The 18,540-nt window shown below is 66.0% G+C and carries 16 protein-coding genes and 2 tRNA genes; 11 read left to right on the forward strand and 7 right to left on the reverse strand.

Features of this window, described 5'->3' with window-relative positions; genetic code table 11:
- Positions 1-21: 21 nt before the first annotated feature.
- From FYM52_RS13100 to scpA, 3 genes are all read right to left on the reverse strand, one after another.
- Positions 22-1,563, reverse strand: coding sequence for an acyl-CoA carboxylase subunit beta (locus FYM52_RS13100; protein WP_042419169.1), 1,542 nt, complete (start codon positions 1,561-1,563; stop codon positions 22-24).
- Between the two features lie 85 nt (positions 1,564-1,648).
- The gene (meaB, locus tag FYM52_RS13105) at positions 1,649-2,659 is read right to left on the reverse strand and encodes a methylmalonyl Co-A mutase-associated GTPase MeaB (protein ID WP_179954951.1); all 1,011 of its coding nucleotides are present in this window, start codon (positions 2,657-2,659) and stop codon (positions 1,649-1,651) included.
- 39 nt (positions 2,660-2,698) lie between these two features.
- A complete protein-coding gene (scpA, locus tag FYM52_RS13110; RefSeq protein ID WP_154164417.1) occupies positions 2,699-4,891 on the reverse strand; it encodes a methylmalonyl-CoA mutase in 2,193 nt (730 codons plus the stop codon).
- 122 nt (positions 4,892-5,013) lie between these two features.
- Here scpA and FYM52_RS13115 point away from each other — a divergent pair, with 122 nt between their 5' ends.
- The 3 genes from FYM52_RS13115 (at position 5,014) to xerC (ending at position 8,948) form a co-directional block, all read left to right on the forward strand.
- The gene (locus tag FYM52_RS13115) at positions 5,014-5,676 is read left to right on the forward strand and encodes a GntR family transcriptional regulator (RefSeq protein ID WP_042419176.1); all 663 of its coding nucleotides are present in this window, start codon (positions 5,014-5,016) and stop codon (positions 5,674-5,676) included.
- 159 nt (positions 5,677-5,835) lie between these two features.
- On the forward strand, positions 5,836-7,896 hold the full coding sequence (locus FYM52_RS13120; protein ID WP_154164418.1) for an MHYT domain-containing protein: 2,061 nt from the start codon (positions 5,836-5,838) through the stop codon (positions 7,894-7,896).
- Between the two features lie 56 nt (positions 7,897-7,952).
- A complete protein-coding gene (gene xerC, locus FYM52_RS13125) occupies positions 7,953-8,948 on the forward strand; it encodes a tyrosine recombinase XerC (protein ID WP_154164419.1) in 996 nt (331 codons plus the stop codon).
- Between the two features lie 143 nt (positions 8,949-9,091).
- Here xerC and FYM52_RS13130 read toward each other — a convergent pair whose 3' ends face one another.
- Positions 9,092-10,453 (reverse strand): sodium:alanine symporter family protein, encoded by a 1,362-nt coding sequence (locus FYM52_RS13130; protein WP_154164420.1) that lies wholly within the window; start codon positions 10,451-10,453, stop codon positions 9,092-9,094.
- A 189-nt stretch (positions 10,454-10,642) separates the two neighbouring features.
- Here FYM52_RS13130 and FYM52_RS13135 point away from each other — a divergent pair, with 189 nt between their 5' ends.
- The 6 genes from FYM52_RS13135 (at position 10,643) to FYM52_RS13160 (ending at position 15,219) form a co-directional block, all read left to right on the forward strand.
- Positions 10,643-11,410: a glutamine amidotransferase gene (locus FYM52_RS13135; RefSeq protein WP_154164421.1), complete on the forward strand. Its 768-nt coding sequence runs from the start codon at positions 10,643-10,645 to the stop codon at positions 11,408-11,410.
- Between the two features lie 118 nt (positions 11,411-11,528).
- Complete coding sequence (locus FYM52_RS13140) at positions 11,529-11,786, forward strand: GlsB/YeaQ/YmgE family stress response membrane protein (protein ID WP_045266817.1); 258 nt, start codon at positions 11,529-11,531, stop codon at positions 11,784-11,786.
- Between the two features lie 8 nt (positions 11,787-11,794).
- Positions 11,795-12,325 carry a hypothetical protein gene (locus FYM52_RS13145; protein ID WP_238826208.1) on the forward strand — a complete coding sequence of 177 codons (531 nt, stop codon included), beginning with the start codon at positions 11,795-11,797 and terminating at the stop codon, positions 12,323-12,325.
- Positions 12,326-12,364: 39 nt separating this feature from the next.
- Complete coding sequence (locus tag FYM52_RS13150; RefSeq protein ID WP_042419193.1) at positions 12,365-12,844, forward strand: EVE domain-containing protein; 480 nt, start codon at positions 12,365-12,367, stop codon at positions 12,842-12,844.
- An 82-nt stretch (positions 12,845-12,926) separates the two neighbouring features.
- Positions 12,927-14,846, forward strand: coding sequence for a UvrD-helicase domain-containing protein (locus tag FYM52_RS13155; protein ID WP_154164422.1), 1,920 nt, complete (start codon positions 12,927-12,929; stop codon positions 14,844-14,846).
- Positions 14,847-14,904: 58 nt separating this feature from the next.
- Positions 14,905-15,219: a DUF2322 family protein gene (locus FYM52_RS13160; protein ID WP_154164423.1), complete on the forward strand. Its 315-nt coding sequence runs from the start codon at positions 14,905-14,907 to the stop codon at positions 15,217-15,219.
- A 233-nt stretch (positions 15,220-15,452) separates the two neighbouring features.
- On the opposite strand, the gene FYM52_RS13165 is transcribed toward FYM52_RS13160, so the two are convergent.
- Positions 15,453-15,529: transfer RNA gene (locus tag FYM52_RS13165), tRNA-Gln, on the reverse strand.
- A 38-nt stretch (positions 15,530-15,567) separates the two neighbouring features.
- A tRNA-Gln gene (locus FYM52_RS13170) sits at positions 15,568-15,644 on the reverse strand.
- Between the two features lie 397 nt (positions 15,645-16,041).
- On the opposite strand from FYM52_RS13170, the gene FYM52_RS13175 reads away from it, so the two are divergent.
- Complete coding sequence (locus tag FYM52_RS13175; RefSeq protein ID WP_154164424.1) at positions 16,042-16,734, forward strand: TerC family protein; 693 nt, start codon at positions 16,042-16,044, stop codon at positions 16,732-16,734.
- A 121-nt stretch (positions 16,735-16,855) separates the two neighbouring features.
- Positions 16,856-18,079: a chromate efflux transporter gene (gene chrA, locus FYM52_RS13180; RefSeq protein WP_154164425.1), complete on the forward strand. Its 1,224-nt coding sequence runs from the start codon at positions 16,856-16,858 to the stop codon at positions 18,077-18,079.
- Between the two features lie 112 nt (positions 18,080-18,191).
- Here chrA and FYM52_RS13185 read toward each other — a convergent pair whose 3' ends face one another.
- Positions 18,192-18,536 (reverse strand): hypothetical protein, encoded by a 345-nt coding sequence (locus FYM52_RS13185; RefSeq protein ID WP_043383344.1) that lies wholly within the window; start codon positions 18,534-18,536, stop codon positions 18,192-18,194.
- Positions 18,537-18,540 lie beyond the last annotated feature (4 nt).

Genomic DNA, 18,540 nt, shown 5'->3' on the forward strand with positions numbered 1-18,540 from the left:
TCCTGGTTGTTCTTGTTGTGCTCACAAAGGGATGTTTCCGTGCTTGCGCCAGGGGTTCTCCAACTCCTTGTTCTTGAGCATCTCCAGCGAGCGGCAGATGCGCTTGCGCGTCTCGTGCGGCTGGATCACGTCGTCAATGAAGCCACGGGCACCGGCCACAAACGGGTTGGCAAAGCGGGCCTTGTACTCGGCCTCGCGGGCGGCCAGCTTGGCGGGATCGTTCTTGTCCTCGCGGAAGATGATCTCCACCGCCCCCTTGGCGCCCATCACGGCGATCTCGGCGTTGGGCCAGGCCAGGTTGACGTCGCCGCGCAGGTGCTTGGAGGCCATCACGTCGTAGGCGCCGCCGTAGGCCTTGCGCGTGATGACGGTGATCTTGGGCACCGTGGCTTCGGCATACGCGTACAGCAGCTTGGCGCCGTGCTTGATGATGCCGCCGTACTCCTGGCTGGTGCCGGGCATGAAGCCGGGCACGTCGACAAAGGTGATGACGGGGATGTTGAAGGCATCGCAAAAGCGCACGAAGCGCGCCGCCTTGATGGACGACTTGATGTCCAGGCAGCCGGCCAGCACCAGGGGCTGGTTGGCCACGATGCCCACGGTCTGCCCGGCCATGCGCGCAAAACCGATGAGGATGTTCTTGGCGTAGTCGGGTTGCAGCTCGAAGAAGTCGCCATCGTCCACGGTCTTGAGGATCAGCTCCTTCATGTCGTAGGGCTTGTTGGGGTTCTCGGGCACCAGGCTGTCCAGCGACTTGTCGGCGCGGCCCACGGGGTCGGTGGTGCTGCGGATGGGTGCCTTTTCCTTGTTGTTCAAGGGCAGGTAGTTGTACAGGCGGCGCAGCATCATCAGCGCCTCGACGTCGTTGTCGAAGGCCATGTCGGCCACGCCGCTCTTGCTGGTGTGGGTGACGGCACCGCCCAGTTCCTCGGCCGTGACTTCCTCGTGCGTCACGGTCTTGACCACCTCGGGGCCGGTCACGAACATGTAGCTGCTGTCCTTGACCATGAAGATGAAGTCGGTCATGGCCGGCGAGTACACGGCGCCACCAGCGCAGGGGCCCATGATCATGGAGATTTGCGGCACCACGCCGCTGGCCAGCACGTTCTTCTGGAACACGTCGGCATAGCCGCCCAGCGAGGCCACGCCCTCCTGGATGCGGGCGCCGCCCGAGTCGTTGAGGCCGATCACGGGGGCGCCGACCTTCATCGCCTGGTCCATGACCTTGCAAATCTTCTCGGCATGGGTTTCGGACAGCGCACCGCCGAACACGGTGAAATCCTGGCTGAACACGAACACCAGACGGCCGTTGATCATGCCGTAGCCGGTCACGACGCCGTCGCCGGGGATCTTGGTGTTCTCCATGCCGAAGTCGGTGCAGCGGTGCTCGACGAACATGTCCCATTCTTCGAAGGTGCCATCGTCCAGCAGCAGCTCGATGCGCTCACGGGCGGTGAGCTTGCCCTTCTTGTGCTGGGCATCAATGCGCTTTTGGCCGCCTCCCAGACGGGCGAGTTCACGTTTCTTCTCCAGTTGCTGGAGGATGTTGTCAGCTTGTTCCATGCTTGTCTTCCTCGGTTCCTTGTTGGGACGGTATTTCAATTACATGTAATGTGGATTCAAGAATCTCTGGCCGCAGCGCATGCTCTCACGGACCTGCCTGCGCCGCCAGCAACTGGCGCGCGGCGGTGCTGGCGGCCAGGCGGCCGCTGGACACCTCGCCGACCACCTGCGGCAGCAAGGCCTGGACCTTGGGGTGCTGCTGGAAGGCTTGTTTGAGCCCGGCGTCGATGCGCTCCCACATCCACGCCAGGGATTGCTGCTCGCGCCGGCGCGCCAGCCGGCCGTTGGCGGTCTGCAGCTGGCGGAAATCCTGCACGGACTGCCAGAACTGCTCCACCCCCTCGGCCTTCAGCGCGCTGAGCTGCAGCACCCGGGGCTGCCACAGCTGCTCGTTGTGGGCCGCGTGTTCGGGGTGGCCGTGCATGCCCAGCAGGCGCAGGCTGGACGTGATCTGGGCCTGGGCACGGGTGGCGGCGTGCGGGTCGATGTCGGCCTTGTTGATCACCACCAGGTCGGCGCGCTCCATCACGCCCTTCTTGATGGCCTGCAGGTCATCGCCGGCATTGGGCAGCTGCAGCACGCAGTACATGTCGGTCATGCCATGCACGGCGATCTCGCTCTGGCCCACGCCCACGGTTTCGACGATCACCACGTCGTAGCCCGCGGCCTCGCAGACCAGCATGGCTTCGCGGGTCTTCTCGGCCACGCCACCCAGGGTGCCGCTGGACGGGCTGGGCCGGATGTAGGCGTTCGGGTCCACGGACAACTGCTCCATGCGGGTCTTGTCGCCCAGGATGGAACCGCCGGACACGGTGGACGACGGGTCGATGGCCAGCACCGCGACCCGGTGCCCCTGGCGCGTCAGGAACAGGCCCAGGGCCTCGATGAAGGTGGACTTGCCCACCCCCGGCACACCGCTGATGCCCAAGCGCAAGGCCTGGCCGGTGTGCGGCAGCAAGCCGGTCAGCAAGGCATCGGCCTGCACCCGGTGGTCGGGGCGGGTCGATTCCAGCAAGGTGATGGCCTTGGCCATGGCCCGGCGCTGCACCGCAGGGTTGCCCTGCAGGATGCCGTGTTGAATTTGCTCAGGCGTCACGCGCGCTGTCCTCTTTTTCGTCGAACGGACCAGGGATGGTTACAGCGCATTCGCCTTCTTGATCTGTTCCAGCACATGCTTGGCGCTGGCCGGAATCGGGGTGCCGGGGCCATACACGCCCTTGACGCCCGCGTTGTAGAGGAAGTCGTAGTCCTGGGCCGGCACGACCCCGCCCACGAAGACGATGATGTCGTCCGCGCCCTGCTCCTTGAGCGCCTGGATGATGGCGGGCACCAGGGTCTTGTGGCCGGCGGCCAGCGTGGAGACGCCCACGGCGTGCACGTCGTTCTCGATGGCCTGGCGGGCGCATTCCTCGGGGGTCTGGAACAGCGGGCCCATGTCTACGTCATAACCCAGGTCGGCAAAGGCCGTGGCCACCACCTTGGCGCCGCGATCATGGCCATCCTGGCCCAGCTTGGCGATCATCACGCGGGGGCGGCGGCCCAGCAGCTCGGCGGCGGCGTCGATTTCGGACTTGAGCTTTTCCCAGCCTTCGGCCGAGTCGTAAGCGGCAGCGTACACACCGGTCACCTTTTGCGTATCGGCGCGGTGGCGGCCGAAGATTTTTTCCAGGGCGTCGGAGACCTCGCCCACCGTGGCGCGCAGACGCACGGCCTGGATGGCCAGATCCAGCAGGTTGCCCTCGCCGGTCTGCGCTGCAGTTGTGAGAGCATCCAGCGCTTGCTGCACCTTGGCTGCATCGCGTTTTTGCTTCAAATCCTTGAGGCGGGCAATCTGGCTGTCGCGCACCTTGACGTTGTCCACGTCCAGGATTTCGATGGGGTCTTCCTTGGCCAGCTTGTACTTGTTGACGCCGACGATGACTTCCTTGCCGGAGTCGATGCGGGCCTGCTTCTCGGCGGCTGCGGCTTCGATCTTGAGCTTGGCCCAGCCGCTGTCCACCGCCTGGGTCATGCCGCCCATGGCGTCGACCTCTTCGATGATGGCCCAGGCCTTGTCGGCCATGTCCTGGGTCAGCTTTTCCATCATGTAGGAGCCGGCCCAGGGATCGATCACGTTGGTGATGTGGGTCTCTTCCTGGATGATCAGCTGCGTGTTGCGGGCGATGCGCGCCGAGAACTCGGTGGGCAGCGCGATGGCTTCATCCAGCGCATTGGTGTGCAGCGACTGGGTGCCGCCGAACACGGCCGCCATGGCTTCGATGGTGGTGCGCACCACGTTGTTGTAGGGATCCTGCTCGGTCAGCGACCAGCCCGAGGTCTGGCAGTGCGTGCGCAGCATCAGGCTCTTGGGGTTCTTGGCGTTGAAGCCCTGCATGATGCGGCACCACAGCAGGCGCGCCGCGCGCATCTTGGCCACTTCCAGGTAGAAGTTCATGCCGATGGCCCAGAAGAAGGACAGGCGGCCGGCGAATTCGTCCACGTCCATGCCCTTGGCGATCGCGGTCTTCACATATTCCTTGCCATCGGCCAGGGTGAAGGCCAGCTCCAGCGCCTGGTTGGCCCCGGCTTCCTGCATGTGATAGCCCGAGATCGAGATCGAGTTGAACTTCGGCATGTGCTTGGCCGTGTACTCGATGATGTCGCCGATGATCTTCATCGATGGCTGGGGCGGGTAGATGTAGGTGTTGCGCACCATGAACTCTTTCAGAATGTCGTTCTGAATGGTTCCGGACAGCTTGTCCTGGCTCACGCCCTGCTCTTCCGCCGCCACCACATAGCCGGCCAGCACGGGCAGCACGGCGCCATTCATGGTCATGGAGACCGAGACCTTGTCCAGCGGGATCTGGTCGAACAGCACCTTCATGTCCTCGACCGAGTCGATGGCCACGCCGGCCTTGCCCACGTCGCCCGTCACACGCGGATGGTCGGAGTCATAGCCGCGGTGCGTGGCCAGGTCGAACGCCACGGACACGCCCTGTCCACCGGCCGCCAGCGCCTTGCGGTAAAAGGCATTCGATTCCTCGGCCGTCGAGAACCCGGCGTACTGGCGGATGGTCCAGGGGCGGCCGGCGTACATGGTGGCCTGGGGGCCACGGATGTAGGGGGCAAAACCCGGCAAGGTGTTGGCATAGGGCAGATCGGCCGTGTCGGCCGCGGTGTACAAGGGTTTGACCTCGATACCGTCCGGCGTGACCCAGTTCAGGTTGCGCAGATCCCCCTGGGGGGCCGCCTTGCTGGCCGCCTTCTCCCAGTCCGTCAGGCTGGCGGTGGGAAATTCCTCGGGAGTTCCTGTGGCCGCCGCTTGGCCTTGCTTTGCATCGATGCCCATGGGTAAAACAATCTCCGTGATGGTCATGTTCTGGAAAACGCCAGTTCTCCGGAACTTTTCGTGATTCATAATTATTGATTCATAACCATGACGAAACTTATGGGGTTAGCCCTAATACATCCATGACGGACACCACCACCCTGCTCACGCCCAAACCGCTGTACGTCGAGGTGGCCGAATTGATTCGGCAGCGCATCTACAGCCGCGAGCTGGAGCCCGGCAGCTGGATCGACGAGATGAAGATGGCCGAGGCCTTCGGCATCAGCCGCACCCCCCTGCGCGAGGCACTGAAGGTGCTGGCCGCCGAAGGCCTGGTCACCATGAAGGTGCGGCGCGGTGCCTATGTGACGGAAGTGTCGGAGAAAGACCTGCGCGATGTCTATCACCTGCTGTCCCTGCTGGAAAGCGATGCTGCGGCCACCGTGGCCGAACAGGCCACGGCTGCGCAGCTTGAGCAACTGCAGCGGCTGCACCAGGAACTGGAAGCCGCGGTCGCCGATGCCGACCAGTTCTTCCGCGTGAACGAGGCCTTCCACATGCAGCTGCTGGCCCTGTGCGACAACCGCTTCCTGTCCCAGGTGGTGGCCGACCTGCGCAAGGTGATGAAGCTCAATCGCCACCAATCCCTTTTCAAACGGGGGCGCATCGAGGACAGCCTGCAGGAACATGCTGCCATCGTGCAGGCCCTGGCCCAGCGCAACCCCGCTGCGGCACGGCAGGCCATGCACACGCACTTTGCGAATGGGCTGGCTGCAGCCAAAAACCAACCCCTGCCCGCCGCATGACCGATTTCCCTGGAAAAACCATGGCAGACCGCAGAAATTGCCCTATTGTTTCCAGGTGTGTTTGTGTGCGATCGATTTGTGGGATGGATAGACGCCATATGTAATGTAGATTCAAGAGTCCGTCATCTGCCACGACCATGACACCCGAGGCCTCTCACCATGCTGGATCTCCTGATCTTTGACGCTTCCTCCATGGCTGCCGACTGGCAGTCGGCCAGCCATGACGGCAGTCTGGTGGCCTTGTCGCTGGCGGTGGCCTTCACCAGCAGCTGTGCCGCCTTCTACATCGCCCAGACCAATCGGCAGGCCAGCAGTCCCCGCCACCAGCACCTGGCCCTGCTGTGCGCCAGCCTGGTGCTGGGTCTGGGCATCTGGGCCATGCACTTCATCGGCATGCTGGCCATGGAACTGCACCCGGCCGTCAGCTACAACCCGCAGTGGACCGCCCTGTCCATCCTGCCGGGCCTGGCGGCGGCGTGGCTGGCAATGTGGTCGCTGCAAGGCCTCCGCCCCACGAACGCCCGGCTGGTCGCCAGCGGCTGCCTAGTGGGCCTGGGGATTGCCACCATGCACTACAGCGGGATTGCCGCCATGGACCTGCCCGGGCACCTGCGGTTCGACGGCCCCCTGTTTCTGCTGTCGCTGCTGACCGGACTGGTGTTTTCCGTGGCCGCGTTTGCGCTGCACCGCCGCCTGCGCACCCAGGCACCGCCCACGCGGGGGCCCTGGTGCTGCGCCCCCGCGGCCCTGTTGACGGCGGCCATGGCCAGCATGCATTACCTCTCCATGCTGTCGCTGCGCCTGGAGCATGCGACCGTGCATCCCGCCGCAGAGCCCCAGCTGATGCCCGAGACCCTGGCCCTGATCGTGGCCTTTGTGAGCTTGCTGGTGGTGGTGGTGCTGGGACTGGCCAGCACCATCCTGCGCTACCGCGACCTGTGGCAGGCCGTGGCCATCCGCGACGCACGGCTGGCGGCCATGATCAACACCGCCAGCCACGGCGTGATCACCATCAACGCCCACGGACTGGTGCAGGACTTCAACCCCGCGGCGCAGCAGATCTTTGGCTACAGCCGGGACGAGGTGCTGGGCCGCAATGTGTCGATGCTGATGCCCTCCCCCCTGGCGGAGCAGCACGATGCCCATGTGCAAAAGCACACCAACCAGCCCGACAAACCCATCGGCGCCCACAGCCGCGAGGTGCTGGGCCTGCGCAAGGACGGGCGCCTGATTCCCATCGAGCTGACCATCGGCAAGGCCCAGACCCCATCGGGCACCATTTTTGTTGGCTATCTGCAGGACATCTCCGAGCGCAAGCGCACCGATGCGCAGCTGCGCATTGCCGCCAGCGTGTTCCAGCACGTGCGCGAAGGGGTGGCGATCGTGGACGCCAACCACAACATCTCCGAAGCCAATCCCGCCTTTCTGCGCCTGATGGAGCAAACCCGTGACAGCTGCATCGGCAAGCCACTGGAGGCGCTCTACGAGGATGCCGACCTGCCACCGGACACCGGCAAACTCTGGAAAACCGTGGCCACCGCGCATTACTGGCAGGACGAGATCACGCTCACGCGCCGCGACAGCAGCGCCTGGGTACTGCGGCTGTCGATCTCGCCGGTGCTCAACGAACTGCAACGCCCCCACCATTTCATTGCCGTGGCCAGCGACGTGACCGAGCGCCCCGGTCTGGAAGCCCAGCTGCCGCACGATGCCCTGCACGACGCGGCCACCGGCCTGCCCAACCCGCAGCTGTTCATGGCGCGCCTGGGCAGCCAGCTGCAGCACAGCCAGCGCAAATCGACCTTTCTGGGGGTGGCCATCGTCCAGCTGTGCCCGCAGGCCAGCCCCGCCACCCAGCCCACCGCAGCCAACCACGACGCAGCCATGGCCTGGCTGGCGCAATGGCTGCCCCAGCAGCTGCGCAGCCCCGACACACTGGCACGCTGGCAAGACCACCAGCTGGCGCTGGCCCTGCCGGGCATCCAGGACCCCGCCGCCTGGCTGCACATGACCCAGCGCCTGGCCCAGACCCTGGTGGAGGCACAGCAGCTATGCCAGCCCTACGGCATCCAGTCGCTGCAGCTGGGCTGCAGTTGCACCCTGGTGCCCTTGGGCACCGCGGCCGAGCTGGTGGAGCGCGCCTGTGCCGACCTGCAGCCGCTGCCCGCCAGCCCACCGCCCACGCCCGCCAATGCGGCGCAGATCAAGGAAAATCCCTGAGTCGCCCGGGCTGCCGGGCGCCCCCCCGCGGCCCGCCGCCTGTTTGCTTGCCCTGAATGCCCGACCTGATTGCCCCGCCCCCACCGGCCCCTGCGCTGCTGCCCTTGCGCGGCGAGCACGTGTTTGACCACTGGCTGCTGCACTGCGGCCAGAACCCCTGGTCGCCCCTGAGCCCCGAGGCGGCCAAGCCCTACAGCTTCATCTGGCAATCGTGGCTGCGCTTTCTGGCCGGCCACGCGGCGGGGGACGAGCTGGCCTGGGCCCACGCCAGCGCCGTGCAGGTGCTGGACTTCATCAACCACAGCCCGCAAAGCCCCAAGCAGGCCCAGCCCAGCGACATCACGCGCCGCCGCTACTGGCGCGTGCTGGACCGCGTCTACGACCATGCCCTGCTGCAAGGCTGGATCCGCAGCAATCCGGCCCAGGGCATCACCGCCCAGGACATGCCGCCCAGCGAAGACCCCAAGGGCGCCATCCTGTCGCCGCGCATGTGGCACGCGTTGCAGCGCCAGCTGCCGGCCCCGGACGACCTGGTCAGCAGCCGCGACCGCGCCGTGCTGGTGCTGTTGATGGAGCTGGGCCTGACGCCCGAGGAAGTGCGCCTGCTGGAAATTGGTCACCTGCGCTGGAGCGACGGCACGCCGCGCGTGATCGAGGCCATCGATGTGGTGGGGCAGCGCGACCGCCAATCGCGCAGCCTGCCGGTGTCGGCCCACTTGCACAGCGCACTCAGCGCTTGGCTGCAGGCACGCGCCGGCTACCACGCCATGCAGGGGCAAAGCGCCCTGTTCTGCACGCGCAAGGCGCCACAGCTGTCCAACCACACCTTGCTGCACCTGGTGACCAAGACCTTGCAGCAGGCCGCCCAGCGCCACGACCTGCCCGAGCCCGCGCGCATGGGCCCACAAGTGCTGCGCAACACCGTGCTGGTGCAGTGGCTGGATGCGGGCTGCAGCGTGGAAGAGGTCCTGCAGCGCGCCGGCATGAAGCACCCGAATGCCCTGCAGCATTTGCGCGCCTACTTCGGCGACGACACCACTGCCGCGGCCTAGTGCCGGCACCTGGCACATAAAAAAAGAGCGGTTGGCGCTGGTATTCACAAGTTTTCAGGTGCTTTTCAACCTGAAAACTCCATGGCTACAGCGCGAACCGCTCATTTTTTAGGGGTCTGCACCACTGCGCAGCCCCAGACCACTCAGTGGCGCTCCCCGGCCTTGCGCGCCGCAAAATACTCGCGGGTCAGCCGCGCCACCACCGGCGACAGCAGCAACAGCGAAATCAGGTTGGGGATCGCCATCAGCGCGTTCAGCGTATCGGCCACCAGCCATGCCACGTCCAGCGTGACCACGGCGCCCACGAACACCCCCAGCACCCACAGAAGTCGGAACGGCTTCTCGCACACTGGGCCGACCAGGTAGTTCCAGCACTTCTCGCCGTAATAGGCCCAGCCCAGGATGGTGGTGAAGGCAAACAGCGCCAGCGAGATCGCCAACAGGTACTTGCCCACGCCGGGCATGGCCGCCTCGAAACTCTGCGTACTCAGCAGTGCGCCGCTGGCGCCGCTGTCCCACACGCCGCTGACCACGATGGCCAGGCCGGTCATGGTGCAAACGATGATGGTGTCGATGAAGGTGCCCATCATGCCGACCACGCCGGAGAACACGGGGTCGTTGCTCTTGCCGGCCGCCTGCGCGATACCGGCTGTGCCCAGGCCCGCCTCGTTCGAGAAAATGCCGCGCGCCACACCCATGCGGATGGCCATCAGCACGGTCGAGCCGGCAAAGCCGCCCACGGCCGCCGTGGGGTTGAAGGCCTGCTCGACGATCAACACCAGCGCGCCCGGGATCTGCGCGTGGAAATGCGCCAGCACCCACAGCACGCAGACGATGTAGACCACGCACATCGAGGGCACCAGCTTTTCCGCCACCGCACCGATGCGCTGGATGCCGCCCAGCACCACCGCCGCCGTCAGCGCCGCCACCACCAGGCCGGTGATCCACGTGTCCAGGCCGAAGGCGCCATGCATGGCCGAGGAAATGCCGTTGGCCTGCACCATGGCGCCAATCCCGAAGCCGGCAAAGCCGCCGAACACGGCAAAGGCCGTGGCCAGCCAACGCCAGCGTGGACCCAGGCCGTTCTTGATCGCATACATGGGGCCGCCCACCCACTGGCCCTTGGCATTCTTCTCGCGGTACTTCACCGCCACCACCACCTCAGCGTACTTGGTGGCCATGCCGACCAGCGCCGTCATCCACATCCAGAACACGGCACCGGGGCCACCGACGGCAATGGCCGTGGCCACACCGGCGATATTGCCGGTCCCCACCGTGGCCGACAGGGCCGTCATCAAGGCGGCATAGGGAGAAATGTCGCCGTGCTGCTGGTCGTCCACCGAGCGGCTCTTCCAGATCATCCGGAAACCGTAGCCAATATTGCGCAAAGGCATCAGGCCCAGGCGCAGTTGCAGGTAAAAACCCGTTCCCAGGATCAGCACGATCATGGGAACGCCCCAGACCCATCCGTTCAAGGCCTGGAGCCATTCAGTCAGTTGTTGCATACCGTGTTTTTCTTTAATTGAGTCACTGCGCAGCCGGGCCGCCCAACGCCACCCTCGCCAAACGCAAGGGCGACATTCTCCTCCCACGATGGACCCTGCGCAGCCAGTTATGCGTTAAACCTCAGTCCAAGCTCTGCTCTGGCGCATAACTTGCTTGTTTTTTGCACCGTTTGACCCCGCCTCACGCCCATGCCCACGCTCTACATCGTCAAGACCGGCAGCACCTTTGACCACATCGCCCAGTCGCTGGGGGATTTTGAGCAGTGGATTGCCGAAGGACTGCACCCGCCGGAGCTGTTGCCGGCCGAGCGGCTGCGGCTGGCCGTGATCCATGCCCCCAGCTGCCGCTATGCGACCCTGCACTACCCCGAGGCGACGGACTGCGCCGGCGTGGTGATCAGCGGCTCGCACGCCATGGTCACCGACCACGCCCCCTGGATGCAGGACCTGCAGAGCTGGCTGCGACCCGTGTGCGACGCCGGTGTGCCCGTGCTGGGCATCTGCTTTGGCCACCAGATCTTGGCGCACCTGCTGGGCGGTGAGGTCGGTCCCCATCCCGCAGGCCTGGAACTGGGCACCATCCCCGTTGCCGTGCAGGCCGATGTCAGCCACGACCCGCTGTGGCGGCACATGCCCGGCTGCTTTGAGGCCCAAGCCGTGCACTACCAGAGCGTGCGCCGGCTACCGCCTGATGCCCGCGTGCTGGCCGGCAACTCGCACGAAGCGCACCACGCTTTCCGCTGGCGCCACAACGTCTGGGGCGTGCAGTTCCACCCGGAATTCAGTGCTGCCGCCATGCAGGCCTACATCGACCACATCCCGCCCACAGCCTGGCCGCGCACCGGCCGCGGCCGCCCGCATTGCGACGACACGCCGCAAGCCGCCCAGTTGCTACAGCACTTTGCCCGGCATGTGCAACAGCAGGCGGCACTGCGCGCACACAGCCTGGCGCACTGAAGGGCGCTGGCACCTGGCATGGCGGCGTGCGCCGGACAAGGGGGTCTTGTCCGACGCCTGGCGCCCCTGCAGCCCTCTAGAGTGGCAGCTTCTCAACGCTTTCTAGGAGTACTTGGCCATGATGTCCTTGCTGGGAACCTTGTTGGTCGGATTCATCGTGGGCCTGATTGCCCGCGCCCTCAAACCGGGCGATGACAGCATGGGCTGGATAATGACCATCGTGCTGGGCGTGGTCGGCTCGATGCTGGCCAGCTATACCGGCGCCGCCATGGGCTGGTACCCGGCCGGCAGCAGCGCCGGCTGGATCGCATCCATCATTGGCGCCGTCGTGCTGCTGTTCCTCTACAACCTGGTGCGCGGCAAAGGCAAGTCCTGAGCACCGCCATGCACACCGATGCCCCGCCGCCGCGGCTGGGTGCCATGCCCCACGATGCCCAGGCGCTGCAACAGGCCCTGCAGCGCAGCCAGGCCCTGCTGCACCAGCGGGCGCTGGTGGCTGCGGCCGTCAGTGCCGTGCCCATCCCGGGGCTGGACTGGGCCGTGGATGCCGCCTTGCTGTCCAAGCTGCTGCCGCAGATCAGCGAGCACTTCGGCCTCAGCCCCGAGCAGCTGGACGCCCTGGACCCCGACCTGCGCGCGCACGTGCAAAAAGCCGTGGCCATGGTCGGCTCCGTGTTCATTGGCAAGCTGCTGACGCGCCAGATGATCCTGCGCCTGGCGCGCACCGTGGGCCTGCGCATGGGCAGCAAGCAGTTGGCCAAGTTCATCCCCTTTGCCGGCCAGGCCATCGCCGCCGCCGTGGGCTATGGCGCCCTGCGCTATTTGGGGGAGCGCCACATCCAGGACTGCGTGCGGGTGGTGCAGCAGGCCCAGGCCGTCCAGGCCGGGGCACAGCCTCCAGGGTCACCACCGTGAATGCCGGCGCAGCCAGGCCTGCAATGCTTAAATAGCGCCATGACGACGCCGCACTACTGGCTCATGAAGAATGAGCCCGACGAATACTCCATCGATCACGCCCTGAACGCCCCTGGCCAGCTCATGCCCTGGAGCGGCGTGCGCAACTACCAGGCGCGCAATTTCATGCGCGACCAGATGCAGGTCGGCGACGGCGTGCTGTACTGGCATTCCAGCTGCGCCGACCCAGGCATCCACGGCATTGCGCGCATTGCCGGCCATCTGCGTGTGGACCCGACCCAGTTTGACCCGGCCGATCCCTACTACGACCCCAAGTCCTCCCCCGACCAGCCGCGCTGGCTGATGCTGGACGTGCAGGCGCTGCGCAAGACGCGCTACGTGTCGATCGCCGAACTGCGCGAACACCCGGCGCTGGCCAACATGCGCGTGCTGCAGCGCGGCAACCGCCTGTCCATCACCCCGGTCACGCCCGAGGAGTGGGATTACATCCTGCACACGGTACTGCAATCCCCACGCTGAGGCCCCCCGGGCTGCACGCTGCGCCGTGGCCCGCCCCAGCACAGCCCTGTATGCACGTACAGATTCACGTATGCTGCAGCCCATGCAACGCACCAATGCCTTCCCGACAGACTATGGCCAGCCCCTGATGCTTACCACGGAGCAGCAGGCCATCGTCCACAGCCAGGCAGGCTCGGCCATCATTGCCGCACTGGCCGGCACCGGCAAAACCACCACCCTCGCCTGCTGTGCGGTGCAGGCCCTGCGCGCCCAGCCGGGTGCCCGCATCCTGGTGCTGGCCCACTCGCGAGCCGGGGTCCAGGCCTTCCAGCACCGCCTGCGCGCGCTGGTGCACCAGGTGCCCGGCCAGCTGCAGGTCACCACACTGGAGCGCTGGAGCGCCCGCACCCTGCGCCAACGCGATGCCGGCGTGCGCTTTGTGGCCGACCCGGTGGAGCTGCGCCAACAGGCCCAGCAGGCACTGCTGGAGCTGGAAGCCCAGCTGCAGCGCCAGCCCGACGAGCGCATCAGCGTGCCGGCGGAAGTGGACATGCAGGCCTTCTGGGCCTTCAACCGCGCGGCCAAGAAGTCCCTGCTGCTGCAGCGCGTGCAGGAAGCCGGCGGCGATCTGGCCGCGTTCTGCGAAGAGCAGCTGCTGGACTACACGCTGGCGCGCATCTTCTGCGCCTACGAGCGCCTGCGCCTGGATACCTGCGGCGATGTGCGCTATTACGCCGAGGGTGACTGCACCTACGCCCTGGCCCAGGAAGAGGACACCGCCCTGCCCGCCCCCTATGACCTGGTGCTGTTTGATGAAATGCACGACCTGGACCTGGCCGCGCTGACGGTCTTGCGCCGCCTGCTGCACGACCCGGCCACCCGTTTTCTGGGTGCCGGAGACTTCAACCAGCACATCGACACCCAGGCCTGGTCCGTGTTCCGCAACCAGCTGCACCAGCTGGCTGACTTCCTGCCGCAGACCACGGCCACCCTGCCGCTGACCCAGTCGCGCCGCTTTGGCCCGGCCGTGGCCCAGGCGGTCAACCGCTGGTTTCCCGTGGGCATGCAGGCCTCCGCCAAGCGCTACAGCACGGTCTACCGCTGGTCGTACCAGGACGATGCCGATTGCATCCGCCAGTTGCTGCAAGCCCAGGCCAGCCTGAGCGCGCGCGACGGCGCCACGCCTGCCCCGCTGACGGTGATCCTGCGCCACCCGCACGAGGCCGCCGCGCTGGAATGGGCCGTGGCCGCCGCCGGCCAAGTGGCCAGCCTGCACGGCCTGCCGCACTTTTACGAAGAGCGCGAGCTGGCCCTATTGCTGGGTCTGATGTACGCCCATGGCCTGCAGGCCCCCGACTGGAAAAGCAGCCCCTGCCCGCTGGGGCCACAGATTCTGGAGCGCTTCATCGACGGGGCCCTGTACTTTGGCAAAGGCCGGGTCGATACGCGCCAGGAAGACAGCGACCTGCCAACCATGGCCACCCAGATGCACCAGCACCCGCAAGGCATTTGGCGCTTTCTGATCGGCGAGCACACCGCACAAGGCGGCCGGCGTAACTTTGCCGCCTTCGGCAACTTCCTGCACCTGCCGCTGGCCCTGCAGGACAACGCCCAGGCCCTGCTGCAACAGGCCGATGTCTGGGGCCTGTTTGCCGCCACACCCATGCCGCACGCCGAGGCACAGCGCCTGCGCACCCGGGTGCAGGGCTTCATCGACTTGGTGGCGGGGCTGACCGTGCCCCAGGTGCTGCAGCAGATTGACAGCATGGTGCAGCGCCGGCAACGGCTGCAGCACACCGGCCAGCCGGCGCATTTCCAGATCCTGAGCATCGAGCAGGCCAAGGGCCAGGAATTCGAGGCCGTGGCCATTCCCTTTCTGGCACCGGGCCGCTTTCCAGCGCCGGTGCCGCACGCCCTCGCCTTTGTGGAGCGCAACCGCCTCTACGTGGCCATGACCCGCGCGCGCCAGCGCCTGTGGCTGCTGGAAGATGCGCGCCACCCCATCCAGGCCTTCGAGGCCTGATGGCTTGGGCACAATGGCGTTTTTCCTCCGCTTTTGATTTTTGATAAGGACTGCCCGCATGGCCTTCGCCGACAACCTCCAGCAACTGCCCTCCATCGACCACCTGGCCGAATTGCGCCTGATGGATGCCCAGGGCCAGGTCGCCGCCGTCATCCCCAACCAGCCGGGCAAGGCCGGCTCGCTGCGCCTGTACGCAGCCCTGGCCGCCAAGCACGGCAGCTTGAACGCGGCCGCCGCCCAGGAAGGGCTGGAACTGTTTGCCGAGCACACGGAGTCGGCCCGCCAGGACCCCGGCAGCCATCCGAACATCGACCGCCTGTTCGAGATCATCGCCACGGGCCAGGGCTACACCGTCGAGCTGGTGGCGGCCTGAGTCCCCTGCCCCCGGTCGTGCACAAACCGCACACAAAAAAGGCTCCGACAGGAGCCTTTTTTCATAGCTATTGACGCGCACTGGACAAGGGCCAGAGGCCAATTTGACCCCAAAGACAGGGAATTACCACTCTACGGCCGTGCCACACGCGACACCTGGGCCAGGCAGCGCGCACTGAACCGTGCAGACAAAGAAAAAGCCCAGTTCGCTTGAACGAACTGGGCTGGATGTCTTGGCAGGGGAGGAAGGACTCGAACCCTCGCATGCCGGAATCAAAATCCGGTGCCTTAACCAACTTGGCGACTCCCCTACGGCGCTCTGACCTGCTTATGCAGACCAGAACTAATCTGGCAGGGGAGGAAGGACTCGAACCCTCGCATGCCGGAATCAAAATCCGGTGCCTTAACCAACTTGGCGACTCCCCTTGAGAGAAGCCGAGATTATGCCGCGAGTTTTGGACACCCACAGCGAAAAACGAAACTTTTTATGCACAAACTGCCTGGACTGCTCACTTTTTCATCAAAACGGCAGTCCATGGACTTCGGCATGCCGGGCTCCGCCCCTCACAAAGAACGCGCGCGCACTTAGCGCTGCCAACACCACCCAGCACATCTTCGATTGGCGATTGAGACGAGGAGCGAAGCCGCAGGCCGTATAAGTAGTACGACAAGGCTGAGCAACGGCGTATCCAGGGCGGTGTGCGCGGGTCTTATGCGCCGCTTGCTGCGGTTTGTAAAGCAAGGGCCGCAAGCCCATGCCCGGCACGCATGCATCGCCGTGACCGCTGGAGCGCGGTTGTAACGAATGCCTACACTGACCGCCATGGACACTTTGCTGACGGCCGATTTCTGGATCGGCATCTTCAAGATCATCTGGATCGACGTCATCCTCTCCGGCGACAACGCAGTGGTGATTGCCCTGGCGGCACGGGCCCTGCCCCCGGAACAGCAACGCAAGGCCATCCTGTGGGGCTGTGGGTTTGCGATTGCCTTGCGCGTGGCCCTGACCGTGGTGGCCGCGCAGCTGATGCAGCTGCCCTTGCTCGAAATCCTGGGCGGCTGCCTGCTGCTGTGGATCGGCGTGGGCCTGCTCCAGGGAGACGCCCCCAGCGCCACCAGCTCGCAAGCGCCCCACTGCAACGCGGGCATGTTCACCGCCATCCGCACCATCCTGCTGGCCGATCTGGTGATGTGCCTGGACAACGTGATCGCCGTCGCCGCCACGGCCCAGGGCGACATGGTGTTGCTGGTCTTCGGCCTGGCACTGAGCATTCCGCTGGTGCTGTTTGGCTCCACGCTGATGATCCGCCTGATGGAGCGCTTCCCCTGGATCGTGCTGGTGGGCGCGGCCTTGATCGGCTGGGTGGCCGGGGAAACCATCGTCAACGACCAGCTGTTGCTGGGCGTGAGCCAGCAGTATCCGGCGCTAAAGTACATCGCGGCGGTGTGCGGGGCGGCCCTGGTGCTCGCGGTGGGCCAGCGCCTCAAGCAGCGCCAGCCCAGCGCCACCGACTGAAGGCCGCCGCGCTCCAGCGCGGTGCCCGTTGGCGCCGCAGACGCCGCCGCGTCACAATCGCAGGCTATCGTGCACTTTCCGTGCCCCCTCTTTCCGGCGCTTTTGCGCACTACCGTCTGCCATGTCCCGTCCACCCACCACGCCGCCCCCACCTACCCCTGCATGGCGCAGGACGCTGGAAGTGTTTGCCATTTTTTTGCGACTGGGTCTGACGTCCTTTGGTGGACCCACCGCCCACCTGGGCTATTTCCAGACCGAGTTCGTGCAGCGCCGGCGCTGGCTCAGCGATGCGCACTATGCCGAACTGGTGGCGCTGTGCCAGTTTCTGCCCGGCCCGGCCAGCAGCCAGGTCGGCATGGCCTTGGGACAATGGCGCGCCGGCTGGGCCGGCATGGCGGCGGCCTGGCTGGGTTTCACCCTGCCTTCGGCGCTGGCCCTGGTGGCCCTGGCCGTGGGGCTGAACCACGCCCCGCACCTGGCCCAGTCCGGGCTGCTGCACGGACTCAAGCTGGTGGCCGTGGCCGTGGTCGCCCATGCCGTCTGGGGCATGGCCCGCAGCCTGTGCCCCGACCTGTGGCGCCGCGCCCTGGCTGTCGTGGCCTGCGCCGCCCTACTCGCCTGGCCCCAGGCCAGCGTACAGCTGGGCGTGATCGCCCTGGGCGCCGCCGCGGCCCTGCTGCGCCAGCCCGTCGCGTCCCCCGTCATCACCAGCGCCTGGCCCACCTCCAGCCGGGCGCGCCGCACCGGCTATGCCCTGCTGTACCTGTTTGCGCTGCTGCTGATCGCCCTGCCCGTAGCTGCAGCCCTGTGGCCACACACCGTCTTGCAGGCGTTTGCGGCCTTCTACCAGGCCGGGGCGCTGGTGTTTGGCGGCGGCCACGTGGTGCTGCCACTGCTGCAAACGGCCGTGGTGCCCAACGGCTGGGTCGCGGCCGATAGCTTTGTCGCCGGCTACGCGGCGGCCCAGGCCGTGCCTGGCCCCCTGTTCACCCTGGCCGCCTACCTGGGTGCGCTGCTGCCGCTGGGGCCGGCGTGGTCACCCTGGATGGGCGGCCTGTTGATGCTGCTGGCCATCTTCCTGCCCGCAACCTTGCTGGTGGCCGGCGCCCTGCCGCTGTGGGCCCAGTTGCGGCAACGCCCGCACATGCGCCAGGCCGTCACCGGCATCAATGCCGTGGTGGTCGGCATCCTGGCCGCCACCTGGTACCACCCGGTGCTCACCAGCGCCATCGGCAGCCTGCTGGATGTGGGAGTGGCCCTGCTCTACCTGGGTCTGCTGCTGTGGCGACTGCCGCCTGTGGCGGTGGTGGCGCTGGCGGCCGGGTTGGGGTGCGTGCTGGCCTGAAGCCACACTCCCCGATGACAGATTCGATGAAAAAAGCCGCACCAGAGTGCGGCACCAGGGGTGTAAAGAGTGAATGGGCATAAACGGTTGACCGCGGCCCATCGGCTGACATTCATCGGATCGTCTGCTTTTCCAGGCCCTTTTTAAGCACCAGGTCCACGATGGGCTGCTCACGCTTGTTGGCGCGCTGACAGTGCCCTTGCTGAAAGCGATCGGTGATCCAGATCACCGTGCGTGCCCAGCGCTGCTCTCTCTCGCGCCAGGCATGGGAAGACACGCTTTCCCATGCATAACCGTTGAACACGGTGGCGTTCACAAAATGATCCAGTGCACGCACGCCTGCACGCCCACGCTCAGTCCTGCCACACAAGCCCACCCACCACAGCACCAGATATCCCAGGATGGCCAAAGGCACCATTGCACACATCAGGGCAAAGCCTGCCAAACGCTCCTTCATTCCT

Source organism: Comamonas sp. CAH-2 (genome assembly GCF_009668305.1).
GTDB lineage: Bacteria > Pseudomonadota > Gammaproteobacteria > Burkholderiales > Burkholderiaceae_C > Comamonas > Comamonas aquatica.

What these genes read in the sequence shown, in the direction of transcription:
- FYM52_RS13155 (WP_154164422.1), top strand. Translation starts at nt 12,927, where the DNA reads ATGCAACGCACCAATGCCTTCCCGACAGACTATGGCCAGCCCCTGATG.
- scpA (WP_154164417.1), bottom strand. Translation starts at nt 4,891, where the DNA reads ATGGGCATCGATGCAAAGCAAGGCCAAGCGGCGGCCACAGGAACTCCC.
- FYM52_RS13145 (WP_238826208.1), top strand. Translation starts at nt 11,795, where the DNA reads ATGCACACCGATGCCCCGCCGCCGCGGCTGGGTGCCATGCCCCACGAT.
- FYM52_RS13185 (WP_043383344.1), bottom strand. Translation starts at nt 18,536, where the DNA reads ATGAAGGAGCGTTTGGCAGGCTTTGCCCTGATGTGTGCAATGGTGCCT.
- FYM52_RS13175 (WP_154164424.1), top strand. Translation starts at nt 16,042, where the DNA reads ATGGACACTTTGCTGACGGCCGATTTCTGGATCGGCATCTTCAAGATC.
- chrA (WP_154164425.1), top strand. Translation starts at nt 16,856, where the DNA reads ATGTCCCGTCCACCCACCACGCCGCCCCCACCTACCCCTGCATGGCGC.
- FYM52_RS13160 (WP_154164423.1), top strand. Translation starts at nt 14,905, where the DNA reads ATGGCCTTCGCCGACAACCTCCAGCAACTGCCCTCCATCGACCACCTG.
- FYM52_RS13120 (WP_154164418.1), top strand. Translation starts at nt 5,836, where the DNA reads ATGCTGGATCTCCTGATCTTTGACGCTTCCTCCATGGCTGCCGACTGG.
- FYM52_RS13140 (WP_045266817.1), top strand. Translation starts at nt 11,529, where the DNA reads ATGATGTCCTTGCTGGGAACCTTGTTGGTCGGATTCATCGTGGGCCTG.
- FYM52_RS13100 (WP_042419169.1), bottom strand. Translation starts at nt 1,563, where the DNA reads ATGGAACAAGCTGACAACATCCTCCAGCAACTGGAGAAGAAACGTGAA.
- FYM52_RS13130 (WP_154164420.1), bottom strand. Translation starts at nt 10,453, where the DNA reads ATGCAACAACTGACTGAATGGCTCCAGGCCTTGAACGGATGGGTCTGG.
- FYM52_RS13135 (WP_154164421.1), top strand. Translation starts at nt 10,643, where the DNA reads ATGCCCACGCTCTACATCGTCAAGACCGGCAGCACCTTTGACCACATC.
- FYM52_RS13115 (WP_042419176.1), top strand. Translation starts at nt 5,014, where the DNA reads ATGACGGACACCACCACCCTGCTCACGCCCAAACCGCTGTACGTCGAG.
- FYM52_RS13150 (WP_042419193.1), top strand. Translation starts at nt 12,365, where the DNA reads ATGACGACGCCGCACTACTGGCTCATGAAGAATGAGCCCGACGAATAC.
- xerC (WP_154164419.1), top strand. Translation starts at nt 7,953, where the DNA reads ATGCCCGACCTGATTGCCCCGCCCCCACCGGCCCCTGCGCTGCTGCCC.